This is a genomic window from Citrobacter sp. Cu231 (assembly GCF_030332265.1).
Taxonomy (GTDB): Bacteria; Pseudomonadota; Gammaproteobacteria; order Enterobacterales; family Enterobacteriaceae; genus Citrobacter; species Citrobacter meridianamericanus.
On record NZ_JAOWIE010000020.1, the window covers coordinates 113,376 to 131,615 of the forward strand.

Annotated in this window: 16 protein-coding genes; 4 read left to right on the plus strand and 12 right to left on the minus strand. The window is 48.7% G+C overall.

Translation table 11 applies throughout. The annotated features are described in order from the left end of the window. Nucleotides 1-13: 13 nt before the first annotated feature. Genes OGY15_RS01265 through OGY15_RS01310 form a run of 10 tightly spaced genes read right to left on the minus strand, consistent with a single transcriptional unit; the run spans nucleotide 14 to nucleotide 11,715 of the window. On the minus strand, nucleotides 14-421 hold the full coding sequence (locus tag OGY15_RS01265) for a hypothetical protein (RefSeq protein ID WP_151218151.1): 408 nt from the start codon (nucleotides 419-421) through the stop codon (nucleotides 14-16). A gap of 2 nt (nucleotides 422-423) precedes the next feature. Next, nucleotides 424-1,536, minus strand: a complete 1,113-nt coding sequence (locus tag OGY15_RS01270; RefSeq protein WP_187253078.1) for a glycosyltransferase family 4 protein — start codon at nucleotides 1,534-1,536, stop codon at nucleotides 424-426. A 1-nt stretch (nucleotide 1,537) separates the two neighbouring features. Further along, the gene (locus OGY15_RS01275) at nucleotides 1,538-2,749 is read right to left on the minus strand and encodes a glycosyltransferase family 4 protein (protein ID WP_151224223.1); all 1,212 of its coding nucleotides are present in this window, start codon (nucleotides 2,747-2,749) and stop codon (nucleotides 1,538-1,540) included. Between the two features lie 14 nt (nucleotides 2,750-2,763). After that, a complete protein-coding gene (locus OGY15_RS01280) occupies nucleotides 2,764-3,753 on the minus strand; it encodes a glycosyltransferase family 2 protein (protein WP_151218153.1) in 990 nt (329 codons plus the stop codon). Between the two features lie 4 nt (nucleotides 3,754-3,757). Further along, a complete protein-coding gene (locus OGY15_RS01285; protein WP_151218154.1) occupies nucleotides 3,758-5,128 on the minus strand; it encodes a capsular biosynthesis protein in 1,371 nt (456 codons plus the stop codon). After that, nucleotides 5,125-6,336: a lipopolysaccharide biosynthesis protein gene (locus OGY15_RS01290; protein ID WP_151224225.1), complete on the minus strand. Its 1,212-nt coding sequence runs from the start codon at nucleotides 6,334-6,336 to the stop codon at nucleotides 5,125-5,127. The genes OGY15_RS01285 and OGY15_RS01290 overlap by 4 nt, the downstream gene beginning before the upstream one ends. Further along, a complete protein-coding gene (locus tag OGY15_RS01295; protein WP_286537735.1) occupies nucleotides 6,333-8,462 on the minus strand; it encodes a GumC family protein in 2,130 nt (709 codons plus the stop codon). The genes OGY15_RS01290 and OGY15_RS01295 overlap by 4 nt, the downstream gene beginning before the upstream one ends. Before the next feature lie 2 nt (nucleotides 8,463-8,464). Continuing rightward, nucleotides 8,465-9,022 (minus strand): polysaccharide biosynthesis/export family protein, encoded by a 558-nt coding sequence (locus OGY15_RS01300; RefSeq protein WP_286537739.1) that lies wholly within the window; start codon nucleotides 9,020-9,022, stop codon nucleotides 8,465-8,467. Nucleotide 9,023: 1 nt separating this feature from the next. Then, nucleotides 9,024-10,310, minus strand: a complete 1,287-nt coding sequence (locus OGY15_RS01305) for an outer membrane beta-barrel protein (RefSeq protein ID WP_151218157.1) — start codon at nucleotides 10,308-10,310, stop codon at nucleotides 9,024-9,026. Further along, nucleotides 10,300-11,715, minus strand: coding sequence for an undecaprenyl-phosphate glucose phosphotransferase (locus OGY15_RS01310; RefSeq protein WP_151218158.1), 1,416 nt, complete (start codon nucleotides 11,713-11,715; stop codon nucleotides 10,300-10,302). The genes OGY15_RS01305 and OGY15_RS01310 overlap by 11 nt, the downstream gene beginning before the upstream one ends. Nucleotides 11,716-12,727: 1,012 nt before the next feature. Between OGY15_RS01310 and OGY15_RS01315 the strand changes: the two genes are divergently transcribed. Next, on the plus strand, nucleotides 12,728-12,934 hold the full coding sequence (locus OGY15_RS01315; protein ID WP_286537747.1) for a fimbria/pilus periplasmic chaperone: 207 nt from the start codon (nucleotides 12,728-12,730) through the stop codon (nucleotides 12,932-12,934). A gap of 72 nt (nucleotides 12,935-13,006) precedes the next feature. On the opposite strand, the gene OGY15_RS01320 is transcribed toward OGY15_RS01315, so the two are convergent. Beyond that, nucleotides 13,007-14,449: a sensor histidine kinase gene (locus tag OGY15_RS01320; RefSeq protein WP_187253082.1), complete on the minus strand. Its 1,443-nt coding sequence runs from the start codon at nucleotides 14,447-14,449 to the stop codon at nucleotides 13,007-13,009. After that, on the minus strand, nucleotides 14,436-15,110 hold the full coding sequence (gene tctD, locus OGY15_RS01325; protein ID WP_003826032.1) for a transcriptional regulator TctD: 675 nt from the start codon (nucleotides 15,108-15,110) through the stop codon (nucleotides 14,436-14,438). Before tctD ends, OGY15_RS01320 begins: the two co-directional genes overlap by 14 nt. A 152-nt stretch (nucleotides 15,111-15,262) precedes the next feature. Between tctD and OGY15_RS01330 the strand changes: the two genes are divergently transcribed. Genes OGY15_RS01330 through OGY15_RS01340 form a run of 3 tightly spaced genes read left to right on the plus strand, consistent with a single transcriptional unit; the run spans nucleotide 15,263 to nucleotide 18,214 of the window. Then, nucleotides 15,263-16,240 (plus strand): Bug family tripartite tricarboxylate transporter substrate binding protein, encoded by a 978-nt coding sequence (locus OGY15_RS01330; RefSeq protein WP_151218159.1) that lies wholly within the window; start codon nucleotides 15,263-15,265, stop codon nucleotides 16,238-16,240. A gap of 14 nt (nucleotides 16,241-16,254) precedes the next feature. Further along, nucleotides 16,255-16,689: a tripartite tricarboxylate transporter TctB family protein gene (locus tag OGY15_RS01335; protein ID WP_087050849.1), complete on the plus strand. Its 435-nt coding sequence runs from the start codon at nucleotides 16,255-16,257 to the stop codon at nucleotides 16,687-16,689. A 10-nt stretch (nucleotides 16,690-16,699) separates the two neighbouring features. After that, a complete protein-coding gene (locus OGY15_RS01340; protein WP_151224227.1) occupies nucleotides 16,700-18,214 on the plus strand; it encodes a tripartite tricarboxylate transporter permease in 1,515 nt (504 codons plus the stop codon). Nucleotides 18,215-18,240 lie beyond the last annotated feature (26 nt).

Sequence of the window (18,240 nt, forward strand, 5' to 3'; positions counted from 1 at the left end):
AGGTTTGTTAACGCTAGTGGTTTTTCAGACTTAACCACCAATCCCAGATACCTACGTGAAAATTTTGGAACACATCAATACCTAACGCGGATTTGATCATATACAGCGTCAACAATACGCAGCAGGTGACGAACAGCACGGCAATCAGCAGCAAAAAAGTGAGCAACATTCTCGACAGGGTCGATTCCTGGCGGTGCTGGCGGCGTAAATCTCTGCCAAACAAAAAAACCAGATAATAACGCTTACTGAAAAAGGGAAAACTTCGCCGAATATCGATCTGATGCCGCGAAGCCAGAGTCGAGGCCAGAATCGCATTTTCCACCCCTTCTTTCTGTTCAGGGGTCAATTCCTGCGCAATCGTCTCATCAAGATGAGTATAAAATCGTTCGATGACAGGGGGACGGTTTTGATAACTGGTCAAAATTAACCTATATCTTTATTAATTGAGTGATAGACGTTAACCGTCTTTTTGGCGATTTCATGCCAGTTATAGTGTTGTAAATATACACGATAGTCCACACTATGGGTTGGCGCCCACTGGGTTAATTTCTCGGCAAGACTAACCACATCTCCGACCTTAAAATAGGCCTCGGCGGGAAGTTGAACTTCGAGGTTTGCCGGAATATCACTGACGACGGCAGGAAGAGAAAATGACATCGCTTCCAGCAGCGCAATGGGCAAACCTTCATGGTATGAAGGCATCACAAACAGCCGGGCCTGCGAAAACACCGCCTGCAGCTCATCACCGCGTAAAAAACCAGTCATCACAACGCCTGGTGTATCTGCGGCAAGCTTTTTGAGGCGAATGCTGTATTCGGTTGGATGATCCGCATCGCCAATTAGCACCAACGGCATGGTCAAACCGCTGCACTGATAGGCGGCGATGGCATCATGCATCCCTTTTTCTTCCACAAACCGCCCAACCACCACAAGGTAATTTTTCGGCTGTAGCCCAAAGCGGGAGAGCGTATTGTCGATGGTCTGTTCAGATAGCAACCGCGGCTCATTGACGCCATTGTGAATTAAATGCGCATCATAGCGACCGTGTTTTTTCTGGATCAGTTGATTAATGACTTCAGAGATCACAATCACTTCGTTGGCATATCGCACTGCCCAACGTTCGCCCAGCAACAATATTTTTTTGGCAACGAATCCCCACTTCTGACGGTCGTAATCGGGCCCATGGTGAGTGAAAACCACCTTCTTGCCTAACATGCGTAGTAATGGGATCACAAGGCCAGGCCCAATAGCATGGACATGCACAATATCCGAATGGTCGATACTTGTCCTGAACGCCGCTAAAACGGAATGGACAATCGCTTCCAGCGAACGCTTTTTGGGAGCCCACAGCGCGTAAGTTTCGACCTTCTTATAGATCGAACGTTTGTAATTTACATACGGCGAGCGAGCAATCACACATATATCAACGTCAAACTGCTGTTTAATGGCTGGATAAAGATTTTGGCAATGTGTCTCCACACCGCCCAATACATCAGGAATTCCACGCGTACCAAAAACCGTTATTTTTTTACTCATGCTATGGCCTGCTCAGCAATTCTTTATACAGCGCCTGTAGGGTATCCATATGTTTACTCAACGCATATTTCTCACTCAACCGCGCACGACCCTGCAGCCCCATAGTCCGCGCCTTTTCTGGCGAGTCGGCCAGGGCGTCCATCCCATTTGCCAACTCCTGCGCATTGCCAGGTTCAAATAAAATCCCTTCAATACCGTCACGAATTTGTTCCGGGATGCCGCCGATGCGCGACCCGATCACCGGCTTGCCCAAGGACATCGCCTCTAATATCGCCATCGAACAGTTTTCATAGCATTCAGAAGGAAGGATCACCGCCCGCGCATGCTTGATAAGCTTGTCGAGAGCCTCCCCTTGTTGCACATAACCTAAAAACTCAACATCCGGGTATTGGGCAACCAATTCGTCGTGCAACGGGCCGTGGCCCACAATTTTCAGCGGCGCTTTATTCTGCATTTTCTGATGCGCCGCCAACAACGTTGCCACTCCCTTTTCACGGCTCAGGCGACCGAAGTACAGCATATAGCCCTCATCGCTTATCTCACCCAAGGGACGGCTATCATCAACGCCATTAACGATGACATCAATGCGAGAGTTCGGCAGCTTACGTAGCAATACGCCGCGTAAAAAGACGCTTGGCGAAACGATCACATCCAGCGCCTGGTAATTTTGCGCAATATACTGCCAGGTCGCCTCTAAAGAGAGCAGTAAGCTTTTTGAGGCGGAACCTTCCTGACAACGATACCTGAAGGCATTGAAAACCGTCCCGGTAATACAAGAATCACACACTTTGCCATCGCGCAGCATCGAATAGGCGGGACAGACGATCTTGTAGTCATGCGCGGTCAGTACCGTTTTGCAGCCAAAATTGCGCGCTACTTTAATCAATGCCGGCGTTAACTGATGGTAAATATTATGAAAGTGAACAATATCCGGACGCTCTTTTTGTAATAACGCCAGCATCTTTTTGCAGGCCTGGGAATTATGAATAAAGTTAACCGCCGTTTTGAGCCCGCCCAGCAGATTACTTTCTTTGTGATAATCCACATTGTTGACGAAATAATCCGCATAGTCCGAAGGGAAATTGTTCTCATGCTGCATAGAGAAATCAATAACCTGCACTCCGGCCTGTTTCAGCATATCGCGCTCTTGAAAATAAACCGTTTCCGCGCCGCCTTTAATGAAAAAAAACTTATTCACTAATAAAACTTTCATTGCGCCAGCCTTGGTTATTCATGAATGATTTTACTGTCAGGCGGAGTCAACGGATCGCGTATCGGTTTAGTCAACCCCTTAACAAGCCCCGCAGAAAGCACGGCCAGATTCATTACGCTCTGTAATCCGTTCAATAACGATCGGTTCTGCACGGTTTTCAAGACAACAAAGACAAGCAACGGAAGAAATGCAATATCGAAAAGCTCGAGATTGAAGGTCACTGCCGCAATGAACAAGGCAATCAGGTAAACAGCAAAAATCGCCTCGTTCTTAACCATTTTTAACGCTTTACTGAAATAAGGTTTTCCCCAGGCACAGCGTAGAAGCTCGCCAGGAGCCTGATAGTATCCGCTTGTCCAGCGGTGCTTCAGCAACTGAAAGGTCGGCATGGTATGCGAAGTATGAATAAAATACGGAATATTCAGACGACGCAATTTATAACCCGCATCAAGTAAACGCAGACCCAGTTCGGCTTCTTCATAAGCATGCAAATTACGGTTGGTAAGATAACCAATTTTCTCTATCGCCGAGCGGCGATATAATCCGCCACCGCCTAAATGGTCGCTATCCCCCAGGGGATAAATCTTATTTATTCGCTGCTTACGCGATTTAAACTCATAGTTAACGGCATCGTCCATTTCAACGGTTCCCGCGACGCCTGCATATTCCGGCTCAGCCTGCAAGAACGCGACGGCCTGATCCACAAAGCCCTCTTCCAACTCCATGTCGCCATCCATCAGCAACAGATATTCCCCTTCACTATAAAGATAACCCAACTGATGCCCGACGCCGCAGCAACGATCGTTTGGGTTAGTTAATGACACTACGGTCGCCCCTTTATCGATCGCAAGCTGTTGGGTGTTATCCGTTGAAAGACTGTCGGCCACAATAATTTTGTGTGGATAATCAACAAGCTGCTTGCGGATACTGTCAATCGTTTTCTCAATACATTCAGATTCATTGAGCGTTTTAATACTCACTGAAATAAACGGTTTATAGTCCATACAATTACCCTACGCAGCGAAGGACGGTTCGACGAATCACCAAACTCGATCCTAGTGATAAATAGAACAGGAATTGTAACATCGGTATAATCATCAGTATCTGACTGTAAGGTAAGCTGATTAAGCAACTGATAGCAAAAGCGTTAAACGCTGGTGCAAAACTCAGCAACTGGAGATCCTGCTGGTCCAGCTGTGCAAGTGTCAGTAATGGCTTTGGCTGACAAACTTTCAGGATATAAATGAACAAGCTAATAAAAAGCAACGTGCCGATAACGCCGACCTCCCACAGCAGCATACTCAGGGAAGTCGAGTCGAGGATTAAGTTATAGATAATATTCAAAAAGCCCGGCGATACCGTACTACCGCTGTTAGTGGCATTGAGTCCGTAGCCAAATAACGTTCCTGTAAGTCCCCACAAATCGTTATTTTTCAACCAGAACAGGAAGGTCGTAAAACGCCCTAACTCCCCGGTAGACATAATGTAGTTCGGATCAAAGATATAGCTTAAGGAGTCAATAAAAATGCTCAACGCGCTTTTCGACGGATCGCCGCCAAACGCGGAAGAATAATAGTACGCAAGGATCACTATCGACAGACTAACGAGCAGCAGCATTCCTGCGACAATAATCAGCAATGTCTTTAGATTAACCTTACTCACGTCTTTGACATAGCTCGGGGAGATCCACACCCACGCGAGGAATATTGGTGAAAGTAGTATAACGAACTTCACTTCACCCATAATGCATAACCCGATCCCAAGAACGATATGCAAGGCCATGGATTTAAACGTGGTCAGCCCGTGCTTATACTCAGAAACTTTTAACAACATAATCAACAGGCAAAACAGGCCCATTGCGGCAGTATTACCGCCCCCCATGGGATCTCCGCCGAACGTACCAACCACGGAATCCCATTTCTCATCTTCTCCACGCACCGCGACGCGCTGGGGAACGACCAGTAAAACCTGATAAATCATTACCGGGATCTGCGCGTAAAACACCCAGTACAGAAAGCGTGTAACACGATAAATCTGCGATTCCCGACAAAATCCCAGCAGCAAGCAGATCATCACCAACGACAATGCGATTTCGTTTTTGAATGCCACAATCGCAACGGTAATCCCGCCCTGAATCAGCGTTGATGTTCCGGCCAAAATAAGAAACGAGAAGTACAGCGCCAGCACAATCGTTTCCTGCGCGTCCAGTTGCAGGGAGCCATCGCGCGTCTGCATCACCAACAATCCCACCATCAACAGGGTCAGGAAAAAGGGGATCCACAGCACCGACTGCAAGCCGGTAAAGTATTGCACCAGACCACACAGAATCAGCGTGACAAAAGTATAAACCTGTAAATAGTATCCGGTATTCAGCGTCATAGTATCACCGGCTTGTCTTTCAGAAGATTGGCTCGCTTATTCATTTTCAGATAAATGAAGGCGTAGCGAATAAATGTCAGGGAAGAAAACAGAATGACCGACGTGGCGTAGTCTTTATAAAAATAAGGGACGACGACAAAAGCGAATAACACAATCGCCAGCTGTTCCAGTTGGATGCGCAGAAAGTAGCGGTGAGAGCCAAAAATAAGCTCGATCACCGTTAGGGGGCTTATCGCCAGCGCTGGGAATAAATAGGGCAACATGTAGCGTGAAGTCTCAATGGAGTTAATCCAGTCTTCGCTGAAGCCCAGCCGCATTACTATCGGATAGAAAATAAACACCCCGAGGGTACAGATAACCCCCAGTAACAACAACAGCATCCGTACCCTGGTATATTCCTGATAATTAAAGGTGTTATTTCTGAAGTCGATAGACCACTTGGAAAAAATAGTATTGCGCACCGCGTTTCCGATGATCACCACCGGCGCAAGACAGAAGCGACTAACCACGGAAAAATAACCCGCCGTCAGCGCGGAGAACCAAAAGTTAATCAGCATAATCGGCAAATTGCTGCTGGCCATCGCCAACACCTCTGCGCTGCCGACTTTGGTAATGTGATGAATATTCTGTTTGAAAAAATGCCAATTACTGGTAGGCCGCAAATGTTGAATTGCTACCGAACGAACGTCAAACGAATGCAAAATGCAGCTGACGGTCAGTGCCATTGTCGCGCACGCCCATGCCCAATAAAACAGCTGCACATGGTGCGTCACCAGTACCGAAAGGAATACCACTACCGAGACAGAAATGCGTTGGAAAATCAGAAAACGAAAGTTAGCCGTGCGTAGAGACAGGTTCTCTGAGATTAAAACCCACGCCGTTGCCAGCGTCAGCAAATAGAGAAACAGGATATTCTGGTGAAACAACCATGCGGTCACTACGGCGTACGGTAAGGCAATAATCGTGCTTTGGATCAGACAGAACACGACGTTCTGCACCAGTTCTTCTTCCTGTTGTTTCGGAATTAACAGCTGTGATGCAAAGGTACATACCTGAGCGCCCACCACGGCGATACTGTAGTTGAGCGCATACAGCCCCACCTCCGCCATATCATACTTGTGTGAAATCAACCAGATAGACAACGCACCAATCAATTGCGAAATGACTGATGAACCGGCTATCGTGGAAGCGCTCTTCAGTAGACTCATACGCGGCCTGGCGTGGTCATCAGTTGATCGGTACTAAAGTTGAGTGAACGTAAACCTTCTTGCGTCTCAAGATCTTTTTCTTCAACCGCATTGAGTACCGCGCCAATAACCGCGCCGTTATTTTCCTCCAACTTATCCAGCGCGTTGGCGATTTGCCCGGCGGACCCCGCCCCAGCTTTCACGACGAAAATCACCCCATCAACGGCGCGTTTAATCAGTTGAACATCCTGACTCTGATTCACAGCTGCGACATCAATAATGATGCGCTGATAGTGCGATTTCAGCTCGCGCATTAAGGGCTCAACGTGACCCGACGACAGCATCAGTAAAGAAGAGATTGCGCTCTTGCCGTGCGGAATAAAATCGAGATTATCACTGAGCGTAATCCGCGCCTGTTTAAGCTCAGTCTCCCCGCGCAACAGTTCCGCCAGACCTGCGGATGTTGCCGACGCCAGTTCAGAAGAGAGCCCATCAGTATTAAAGAAATCCGCATCAATAAGCAGAGTTTTCTGATCGAAACTAAAGGAGTTCGCCAACAAACTCGCCAGCAGAGAACGTCCTTCACCGTGCACCGTTGACGCCACGATGAGCGTCTGTAATGACCGGTTATCGAGCATAATCCGGGTACGGATACCGTGCACAATATCGGCATTCAGCGGGTTCTTCAGGATCATGTCACGCACCTGCGCGCGCCCAGAGATCCCACTAAAACGACGGATTTCACCAAGCGGTACAACGTTCAGGCGTTTTCTCATACGACTCAACGTACCGATTGAGTTATCCATCGCCGCTTTGACAATGAAATACATGATGCTGAACACCACCACCAGCATGACCACCATCACCAACAGCAGTGATTTATTCGGCTTCGCCGGTTTCAATGCTGGAACAGCCGGATCGTATAACACCGCATCAGCATTCACGCCGGAGAGCGACAGCTCCTGAGTACGCTGATAAAGCGATTTGTACAGATCTTCCATTTTATCTAACGCCAGTTTTTGGCTGTTCCAGGCATCACGTTTTGACGCCATTTTCTGGAAGATCGCTTTCTGCTCAGCCAATTGTTGCTGGTAGTTCTTTTCATCCGCAAGCGCCGCCAGATATTGCTGGCGTAAACCCACTTTCAGTTCACCCAACACCCGTCCCGTTTGGCTTTGGATCGACTGCACATCAGCTTCTGCTTTTAAAATGGCCGGGTTTTTTGGCCCATAGACTTTGCGCAATTCAGACAACGTACGCTGCGCCTGAATTAACGCAATGCGTAAATCCTGAATCTGGGCGTGGTTAGAGACCGAAGGTAGCGAGATAACACTCTCAGCGGACTTCCCTCCCCCGTTCACCTCGTTATAGACAGATTCCGCGGCAACACGACGCTGAGTCGCATCGGCCAGGCGATTGGTCACGATACTTAACTGCTCGGTTTCAAAACCATCAATACCGCGAAAGGTCAGCAGCCCGGCATTTTTCAGATAACTCTCCATATCTTCTTTTTGCTTCGCTATCGACTTCTGAATTTCTTCCATTTTTTCATAATTCAGTTTGCGGGCTTGCTCCACTTTCAGACGCTTTTGCTCCACCGTATAGTTGATGAAAGCCTGCGCGACACCGTTGGCGATGTCCGCCGCAACCTGAGGCGAAGTCGATTCATAGGTAATCGAGGCCAGGTTCGTTGTACGAATACCAATGACATTCAGGTTTTTCGACAACGTTTTCAGCGCCTGCTCTATTCTCAGTTGCCGACTTTCACTGCTATCCGCCCCTTGAGCATCGGTTTTTTCCCCGATAAATTCTGGGTTCTCATCCAGCTTCATATCGCGAACGGCTTGCTCGAGCACAATCCGTGAATGCATCAACGCGTATTGCGTTTCATAGTAACCACTGCGCGTTGAATCGAAACCATCAACCTGTGGAAACGGAGAAACGTTATCGGCCTGCGCCTTAATCAGCACCGTTGCCGTTGACACATACTTTGAGGACATCATGCTGATTAACGGATAAGCAACGACCCCGGCAACGATACCGGCTAGCGCGATTTTCCAGGCGTTCTTTTTCAACTCTTTAGCAAAGCGGGAGAATTCGACAGTGCTTTCTCGTTTTTTGCCGTTTTCCACTATAGATAGTTTCATCGTTAGAAGAACCCCATGCCAATAATCACGACATCCCCAGGATGAACAGAGTGCGTTAAATCGACATTCTCAAGCAGCTGATTGCTACCCGACAGGCGAATGTTGATATCTTGACGGTCTGCACGGTCTGTAAACCCCCCAGCCTGCGCAATAGACTTCTCGACGGTAAGACCTGGCTCATAGGCGTATCCATTCGGACTTTTCACCTCGCCAGAAACATAGTATTTACGGAACTCGGAAATACTCACTGTCACCATCGGAGTGGTAAAATAATCTCCAGTCAGACGCTGAGTTAATTCTTTAGTCACCTGATCGACGGTTTTATCGTTTAATTTAAGAGCACCCACGAATGGGAAATTAATCTCGCCACTCTTATCCAAAATAAACCGCATCGTCATATCGGGTTGGCCATGAACAGCGATATTGACAGTATCCCCCGCGCCAAGCCGGTAATCCTGCTGAACAGCAGCAGGATCGTCCATTAATCTCGGGCTGGACGTTGTGCATCCGACCATCAGGATACTGAATAGCAAAACCGCGCACAGTTCTATTATTTTCATTTTAGATCTGAACCTTAGCTTTAAGCATAATCATAGAATTATCATAACCCAACGTTCTAATGACTTCCTGATTGTCGTTGGGACCGATATAAAACGAGTCAGTATCCTTATTCGAATTCAATGTATCTATTTGATATTTAATCTCAAAATTAACCGACGGCGTGTAGTCATAGCTCATGGTTACGCTAAATACTCCATCTTTATCATGTCGATCCTTATTCTGTTTTTTATAATCTTCCGAGGTAAATGAGTAATCCAGTAAGGTAGAAAAACGGTTGCCTAACCAGAAATGCTGGTAAGAAAGACCATACTGGGTCACTAAAATATATCCCCCAACTTCCGATGGGTCTTTAATGCTTTGCGCCGAGTGGACGGTGAAAACAGACTGTTGTAACGGTTTCCACTCTCCTTTTATGTCCCAGTTTAGACCATTAAAATCCTGCGAGTTGGCACTGTTTTCAAATGTCTTGTACAACCATGAAATATTCATGTCGACATTGGTTTTCCCCGTCAACTGCGATTTCAGGCCATACAGTAAATAATACTCATTTGTGTCTTTTTCTGAGTTGTTATCATAGTGACGTTGGTTAGTAATAAAGCTATAGCGAAAGCGCGTCCTGGATGTGTACTGGTCAAAAATTTCTGCCACCAGGCTATTTTCGTGCCATTCCTGTTCCTGAATATAATTGTAGAAATCGTCACTGCTGTCCCGTACATCAGACGTGTTGCCGAAAGTGAGTTTTTTATACAACAACGCCAGTTCAGCTTTCCCACGCCCATCAGGTGCGCCGTAACTGTAACGCAATTCACTGTTGATAAAATTCGTCGTCAGTGGAGATGTAATCCCATACTGCTCGAATTGGCCCGGGAGAAAACCCTCGGTAATACCGCGACCACGGGATTCATGCCCAAGCGTATCTTCCAGATTGAGGGTTAGACCATGCTTGAGCCCGTACCGCCAGGCACCGTTAAAACGGAAAAAATGATCGTTATAGTTATCAGCGGAATCACTGGAGTAGTTACGATAATCTCCGGAGTACATCAGTAAATACTTATCCTGACCGCGCTCTCCGATCATACTCAGTACAGGCGCTGCGCTCTGAAACGAGGAGCCGATAGCATCGCTGCTATGTGGCTGATAAGAAACGTTATCATTATAACCATAATCCACAGCGACCTTGCCCTGGAAGTCGATTCCCGCAAAGCCAATGTGTGATTTCGGGGTTAAATCAGCCCATGCGGGCTGCGATATCACGATTCCGGTAATCACTATCAATTTAGTATGCATTCTTACCGACAAATCCTTTGAAAATAGTTTTAATGATGATTTTGATATCCAGCCATAACGACCAGTTTTGAATGTACTCAATATCGTACTGAACCCGTTTTTCCATCTTATAAAGCGCATCGATTTCCCCGCGGAAACCGTTGATCTGTGCAAGCCCAGTGATCCCAGGCTTCACTTTATGGCGGATCATGTAATTTTCGACCTGTTTGCGGTACTGCTCATTATGCGTAACCGCATGGGGTCTGGGGCCGACAATCGACATACTTCCCTGCAATACGTTAATAAATTGCGGGAGTTCATCAAGCGAGGTACGGCGCAAGAAACTCCCGAATTTCGTTACACGTGGATCGTTTTTTGTCGCCTGAATAACCGTATCGGCGTTCTCCATCACACGCATCGAGCGAAACTTCCAGACCTTAATTTTTTGCCCACTCAGGCCATACCTATCTTGTTTGAAAAATACCGGCCCGCGGGAAGTGAGTTTAATACCAATGGCTATTGCCAACATCAGTGAAGAAATCATCACCATAATGATGCTGCCCAGCACCAGATCTTCCGCTCGCTTAATAAACGACCCCGCCCCTTCAAACGGCGAACTAAAGATACCGATAGTTTGCAGATTGTGGATGGAGCGCAACTTGGACATGTTGTTACTGTAGGTATAGAAATCCGGGACAATATAGGTATCGACGGTGGTGTCTGACATCATCGCCAGGAAATGACGAATACGGTGCAAGGCCACCATCGGTAAAGCGATATAGATTTCGTCGATATTGCCCTGCCTGGCTTCCTCGACCAGATTAATCACCGGGCCACGAAAGGGGCTTTTGACTTTATCAACGATATCTCCACAACGGGATAAGGCGCGCTCATCATAAAATGACAAATCTAATGTGATGTTGGCGTATTCGTTCATTAACGCGTTTTCTGCGGCCAGACCATTGTCAGTCAGACCAATAATCGCTACGCGCATACTCTTTTTCGTTGAATATTTAAAAATGAAAAAGCGAATGTAATAAAGAAAAGGTAATGGAATGAAGTACCAGTAAATAATCGCTGAATAAAAAGGCGCAGGCAGTCGGTCTAAGGCTCCGAGCGATTCAGGTTCAGCCACGGCGACAGTGACCAGCTCGTTACAAAAAATGGCCAGAAGCGTACAAACAACCAACCGTTTTTGGTTTCGCAGACCGATTGTTTTAATCTTTTGCTGATACATTTTGATGTATTCAGCAAATAGCAAATAAAAAACTGAGAACAGAATGCTCAGGATGGCAATAGTGTTAAAGGGCTCCACTCCCAGCAGATGGGCGCTAAAGATTAACGTCGCATTGATAACAATGAAATCGACCAGTTTTAGAAAGACTGGATATCCCTGGCTGCTAATCTTTAGCGAGTTTTTAAGCATAGCTCAGCCTATTATTTATTGATCTTTAATCATTTTTTTCCATTTAATGTTGCTAATTATATCACAAGTCTAAAAAACGCAATGGCACACTGTCAGTAAATGTAAAAAACAATGTAATACAATGTGATGAGTTTCGCACCACATAAACTTAACATATTGATTAAATTAAGCATTTATTGACGTTTATTTTTGATTGTATCATATAAAAATATGGCTAATTGCAACATAATTGCCATTGACAGATCACAACCCATAAGCTATGAGCAGATAGAATCAAGTGATGCCACCTGACAACAGGTTAACCTTACAAGCAGTAACACTTCTTCCAACCCTGACAGTGTTACGCCCTGCAGCAAAAGCCCCGGTGAACGACAGAGATAATCAATAATTATATTAATAATATTCGTTATAAAAAGAACATAGCAATACATTCACAGCATAATAATTAGCAACGTTATCATTACCCATACTAAAAATATGTATTACATATCACTAATGTCAACATTTTGCGTGCAAACACCTTTAACACCAAAATTTTCAGCACTCATCAACACGTTTATGAAAATAAACAAAAGAGAATAAATGACAACATTAAAAACTTGTTAAAAATAGAGCAAACCACTCCAATAAATTTTTACACACCTTTGTTAAGGCATATATACAAAAGTCTCATAAAGCTACTTAATCATTTCAAAAAATTTAGTTTACTTACTTATCGCAAATAAATAGCATCCGCAGCGGATGACTTGCTGAGCGATTTACGCACGTTAATCGTTTCATTTCAAATGAAGCCCTACATCATTTTTTGACGTTGATGTACTCCAGCTGAATTTGTGCCTCTGACAAGTAATCTTCTGGGTAAATAATAAATTTAACGGAGTTATGATGAAAAAAACTTTACTCATCAGCAGTATGCTGGTCGCTTTGCTTGCCGCGAATACTGGCGCAGCAGCGAATAACGGACGTTGATGCTATGGATGGCACTGTTCCCTGAGTCTGGAAAGTACACCTGATGAATAAAGTATCCTTTTATCTGTTGCTGCGCGTCGTTAGCACCACACACAGTGCAATTAACTTGAGGCAAATTCGCATTATTTATAATGAGATTGATAAAGCGGCGATGTTTGACGTCAACAATAATACAAACAAGCCAAATATGGTACAGACGTGGCTGGATAAGGGTAATCCCGATGAGACGCCAGCTAACTTGCAATGTTAATTACGCCACCAATTCTGAAACTCGACGGCCATAAGTCAGCCGTTTACGGGCTAGTCAATGCGACGATGACCTTTAAATAACGGGCGCAGGGCGCCCCTGCTCTTCTCGCTCCAGACATAAAAAACGCATCCGCACGCTTAACCCACCTAGTGCTTCACTCCGTGATAGCTTCGGGTGCGTGCGGTGCAGACGAGCAATGTCATTGACCAGCGCCAGACCGATTCCTGCCCCAGGAACATTGCCGACGTTATCCAGGCGATGAAACGGGAGCAGCGCCTGATGCACCATTTGTTCATCAATGCCTGGCCCGCTATCTTCAACCACCAATACCACTGCTTCTCCCTCTCGCCGCAGTCGGGCAGTCACTACGCCATGCGGCGGCGTGTATTTCAGTGCGTTATCCAGCAGATTTCCGCACAGTTCCCCGAGCAGGACTTCATCGCCCTCAACCCACACCGCGTCCTGTTCCCCTTCATAGCCCAGATCGATCCCTTTACTGCGCGCCTGCGCCAGTCGCGTGAAACAGCTGGTTTGCACCACCTCATACAAATTAACCGGTGAAAAGTGCCTTTCTCCTTGCTCTTTACGCTTCACCGCCGACAGCTGTAACAGCCTTTCAGTCAGTTGAATGGTGTTATCCAGCGTGGTACTCATAGCCTGTAAACTCTCATACCACTGCTGCGGTTGCTGACTGGCCAGAGCCACCGCCGCCTGAGTTTTCAGCACTGCCAGCGGCGTTTTAAGCTGATGGGAAGCATCCGCACTGAAGCGTTCCTGGCGAGAGATCAGGCCGCGAAGTCGGTCCAGATAGCGGTTGAATGCCACAATCAACAGGCGGGTTTCCGACCACGGCAACAGCTCCGGCAGCGGCGTCAGCAGCCCCGGCTCACGACGCACCATCAGCGAAGACAGCTGGCGCATCGGGCGTAATACCCGGCGCAGCAGCCAGCCAACCAGCACCAGCGTGAGCAGCACCAGCAGCCCTTGCGAAACCCACGATGAAAACAACAGCTGCCGCGCCAGATAACGTCGCGATTGCAGCGTTTCGGCGACATAAATCTCAGCCATGCCGACAATACCGCCCTCATTGACGGGCTGCAGCAGGCGCGCTACGCGAATGGCCTCGCCACGATATTCAGTGTGATAAAACCACGCCAGCGCCGGATAAAGCCGCGTGCGCGAAGTTGCTGGCGGCATCGCAGGTAAATCGTCATAACCAGAGATAACCTTCCCCGCTGGATCGACCACCTTGTAATACAATCTGTCGTTCATATTCAGTTCAAAGCTGTCCAGTACCACCCACGGCACATTCACTTCCAACTGTTTATTGCGTACTACCAGCCGCTCGGAGACAGTTCTGGCAGACGAGAGCAACGTCCGGTCATACGCCTGCGTCGCCGCCTGTAGCGCGCTGACATAGCTATTAAATGCCGACAGCCCCCACAACAACAGGAGCGGCAGGCCCAGAAACATCAGCAGTTGCAGATACAACGATTGGGGTTTAACCCACTTCATCGCTGCGCTCCAGCACATAGCCCAGGCCGCGTAGCGTGGCAATACGCACATCGCTTCCCTGTAGCTTTTTACGCAGACGATGGATGTACAGCTCAATGCTTTCAGGGCTGACCTCATCGCTTAGACTGAAGACCTGTTCAAATAACTGCTGACGCGAAACCGGTCGCAATCGACGATACATCAGCACCGTAAGCAATGCCTGTTCGCGCGGGGTGAGTGCCAGCGGTTGCCCCTGCAAGAGAAAATAGCCTTCATCGTGAAACGCCAGTTCCCCTAATTGCTGTATACCTTGTACCTGCCCCGCACTGCGCCGTAGCAGGGCCCGCAGCCGGGCATCCAGTTCCTCGATTTCAAACGGCTTTGCCAGATAATCATCGGCCCCAACGTTCAATCCTTTCACCCGATCGGCCACCGCGCTGCGCGCCGTCAGCAGCAGAACGGGAAGCGTCTGCCCGCGTTTGCGCAGGCGCTGAACGACTTCAAGGCCATCCAACCCCGGCATATTGATGTCCAGCACCGCCAACGCGTACGTTTCACTATGTAAAAGGTGATCGGCCGCCAGGCCATCAAAAACGCAGTCGACGGCAAAACCGTTTTGCACCAGCGCTTTCTCCAGCCAGTGAGCTAACTCACGATTATCCTCCGCTAATAAGAGACGCATATCACATCCTGTAAAGTTTCTGCCGCATTGAAAGGGAATTGAAAGGTTAATGTTTTAACAATCATGCAACCGAACTGCTACACATCGGCTCACATAATCACAAAAATAATCTTCCGTACCTGAAATCCGGTCATCCGGCGTGAGGATAAATAATGAAAAAACAATTACTTCGTACCCTTACTGCAAGCATGTTATTGATGAGTACCTCTGTTCTGGCGGAACAAGCGCCATCGCGCACGGAATGTATCGCCCCTGCTAAACCCGGCGGTGGTTTTGATCTCACCTGTAAGTTGATTCAGGTGAGCATGATGGAAACCGGCGCTATCGAAAAACCGATGCGCGTAACCTACATGCCCGGTGGCGTGGGAGCTGTGGCATATAACGCTATCGTCGCGCAACGTCCTGCCGAAGCGGGTACCGTCGTTGCCTTCTCCGGCGGCTCGCTGCTGAACCTGTCACAAGGCAAGTTTGGTCGCTACGGCGTGGATGATGTCCGCTGGTTGGCAAGCGTAGGCACTGACTACGGCATGATTGCCGTACGCCAGGACTCACCGTGGAAAACGCTGAAAGACCTGCTGACGGCGATGGAGAAAGATCCCAACAGCGTGGTGATTGGCGCGGGAGCTTCTATTGGTAGTCAGGACTGGATGAAGTCGGCGCTACTGGCGCAAAAAGCAAACGTCGATCCGCACAAAATGCGCTACGTCGCCTTTGAAGGCGGCGGCGAACCGGTTACCGCGCTGATGGGGAATCACGTTCAGGTAGTTTCCGGCGATCTCAGTGAGATGGTGCCGTATCTCAACGGCGACAAAATCCGCGTGCTCGCGGTGTTCTCCGATCAACGTCTGCCGGGCCAGTTAGCCAACGTCCCCACCGCCAAAGAGCAAGGCTATGACCTCGTGTGGCCGATCATCCGTGGTTTCTACGTTGGGCCAAAAGTCAGCGACGCCGAGTATCAGTGGTGGGTTGATGCCTTTAACAAACTCCAGCAAACCGATGAGTTTAAAAAGCAGCGCGATCTCCGTGGCCTGTTCGAGTTCAACATGAGCGGGAAGCAGCTCGACGAGTACGTGAAGAAGCAGGTCACGGATTATCGTGAGCAGGCGAAAGCCTTCGGTCTGGCGAAATAAGCACAGAGGCAAAGATGATGAGCGATCGTATTTTTGCAGGTATCTGGTTGTTGCTCTGTATAGCCGGGCTGTTCGTGGCCTGGCAAATCACCAGCGAATATAGCTATGAGCCAGTTGGGCCGCGTCCCTTTCCGCTTGGCATTATCAGTCTGATGCTGGTCTGTGCCGTGGCGCTGCTGTTGCGCCATCCCGACACTATCAGTTGGCCCCGCCGTCACGTGCTGCAAAAGCTGCTGACGATGGTAATTGTGCTGTTGATGTACGCCTGGGGTTTCGAATGGCTCGGTTTTCCCATCGCCACCGCCATTCTCACCGTAGTGATTGGCATGCTGTTCGGCGCAACCATTCCGGCTGCGGGTATTTCGGGCGCGGTGCTCGGCATTCTGCTGTGGTATGCCTTTGACCGCCTGCTTGACGTCACCTTACCTCTCGGCGCCTGGCTGGGTTAACGGAGAAACGATGGATACCTGGATTTATCTTTCACAAGGTTTCGCGGTGGCCATGACGCCGGAAAACCTGGTCATCGCCCTGATTGGCTGTTTTGTCGGTACCATTGTCGGGCTGTTGCCTGGACTGGGGCCAATCAACGGTGTGGCGATCCTCCTGCCTCTGGCCTTCGCTTTGCACCTGCCTGCTGAGTCTGCACTGATCCTGCTCGCGACAGTCTATATCGGCTGTGAATACGGCGGGCGAATCTCGTCGATTTTGCTGAACGTGCCCGGCGATGCGGCGGCGATTATGACCGCGCTGGATGGTTACCCGATGGCGCAGCAAGGCCGCGGTGGTGTGGCGCTTTCTATCTCTGCGGTCAGCTCTTTCTTTGGTTCGCTCATCGCTATCGGCGGCATCATTCTGTTTGCCCCGGCATTAGCCCAGTGGTCGCTGGCCTTCGGTCCGGCTGAATACTTTGCCTTAATGGTTTTCGCCATTGCATGCCTCGGCAGCATGATGGCGCAAAATCCGCTGAAATCATTTCTGGCAGCGCTCATCGGTCTGGGACTCGCGACCGTCGGTGTAGACGCCAATACCGGGGTTTATCGCTTTACCTTTGACAGTGTCCATCTTTCCGACGGTGTGCAGTTTATCGTGGTGGTGATTGGGCTGTTCTCTGTCTCAGAAATATTGTTAATGCTGGAACATACCAGCAGTGGCCAGACGCTGGTGCGTAAAACGGGTCGCATGCTATTTAACGCTAAAGAAGGCGCGCAGTGCGCTGGCGCAACCTTGCGCTCGTCGGTGATTGGCTTTTTCGTCGGGGTCCTTCCCGGCGCAGGCGCGACCATTGCGAGTGCTATCACCTACATGACGGAGAAAAAACTCAGCGGCAACAGCGACAGCTTCGGTAAAGGTGATATACGCGGAGTGGCGGCCCCCGAAGCAGCAAACAACGCCTCGGCCTGCGGCTCGTTCATTCCGATGCTGACGCTCGGCGTGCCGGGTTCCGGCACCACGGCGGTAATGATGGGCGCGCTAACGCTTTACAACATCACACCGGGGCCGGCCATGTTTACCGAGCAGCCGGATATCGTCTGGGGGCTGATTGCAGCGCTGCTGATTGCCAACGTGATGCTGCTGGTGATGAACATCCCGCTGATCGGTTTGTTTACCCGTATGCTGACCATCCCGCTGTGGTTTTTAGTACCGGCTATTGCAGCGGTTTCAGCCGTGGGCGTGTATGCCGTCCACAGCACCACCTTCGATCTGGTGCTGATGGTTGCCTTAGGCGTGCTGGGCTACATATTGCGTAAAATGCACTTCCCGATGTCGCCGTTAATTTTAGGCTTCGTTCTCGGGGAAATGTTGGAGCAGAACCTGCGCCGGGCGCTGTCCATCAGTAACGGGAGTTTGGATATTCTGTGGGCCAGCGGCGTGGCAAAAGTGCTGTTGGTAATGGCGGTAGTAGTTATTGTGGTCCCGCCGGTGCTGCGCCTGATCCGTAAACGTAACAGTAAACCGCAGGTAGATGCAGGTTAGTCAATATTGCCGGCCAACTACGCGAT

Excerpts from the sequence above, each read along its gene's own strand:
- OGY15_RS01295 (WP_286537735.1), bottom strand. The coding sequence starts at position 8,462 with ATGAAACTATCTATAGTGGAAAACGGCAAAAAACGAGAAAGCACTGTC.
- OGY15_RS01275 (WP_151224223.1), bottom strand. The coding sequence starts at position 2,749 with ATGAAAGTTTTATTAGTGAATAAGTTTTTTTTCATTAAAGGCGGCGCG.
- OGY15_RS01285 (WP_151218154.1), bottom strand. The coding sequence starts at position 5,128 with ATGACGCTGAATACCGGATACTATTTACAGGTTTATACTTTTGTCACG.
- OGY15_RS01340 (WP_151224227.1), top strand. The coding sequence starts at position 16,700 with ATGGATACCTGGATTTATCTTTCACAAGGTTTCGCGGTGGCCATGACG.
- OGY15_RS01320 (WP_187253082.1), bottom strand. The coding sequence starts at position 14,449 with ATGAAGTGGGTTAAACCCCAATCGTTGTATCTGCAACTGCTGATGTTT.
- OGY15_RS01290 (WP_151224225.1), bottom strand. The coding sequence starts at position 6,336 with ATGAGTCTACTGAAGAGCGCTTCCACGATAGCCGGTTCATCAGTCATT.
- OGY15_RS01310 (WP_151218158.1), bottom strand. The coding sequence starts at position 11,715 with ATGCTTAAAAACTCGCTAAAGATTAGCAGCCAGGGATATCCAGTCTTT.
- OGY15_RS01335 (WP_087050849.1), top strand. The coding sequence starts at position 16,255 with ATGATGAGCGATCGTATTTTTGCAGGTATCTGGTTGTTGCTCTGTATA.
- OGY15_RS01315 (WP_286537747.1), top strand. The coding sequence starts at position 12,728 with ATGAATAAAGTATCCTTTTATCTGTTGCTGCGCGTCGTTAGCACCACA.
- OGY15_RS01270 (WP_187253078.1), bottom strand. The coding sequence starts at position 1,536 with ATGAGTAAAAAAATAACGGTTTTTGGTACGCGTGGAATTCCTGATGTA.
- tctD (WP_003826032.1), bottom strand. The coding sequence starts at position 15,110 with ATGCGTCTCTTATTAGCGGAGGATAATCGTGAGTTAGCTCACTGGCTG.
- OGY15_RS01300 (WP_286537739.1), bottom strand. The coding sequence starts at position 9,022 with ATGAAAATAATAGAACTGTGCGCGGTTTTGCTATTCAGTATCCTGATG.
- OGY15_RS01305 (WP_151218157.1), bottom strand. The coding sequence starts at position 10,310 with ATGCATACTAAATTGATAGTGATTACCGGAATCGTGATATCGCAGCCC.
- OGY15_RS01280 (WP_151218153.1), bottom strand. The coding sequence starts at position 3,753 with ATGGACTATAAACCGTTTATTTCAGTGAGTATTAAAACGCTCAATGAA.
- OGY15_RS01330 (WP_151218159.1), top strand. The coding sequence starts at position 15,263 with ATGAAAAAACAATTACTTCGTACCCTTACTGCAAGCATGTTATTGATG.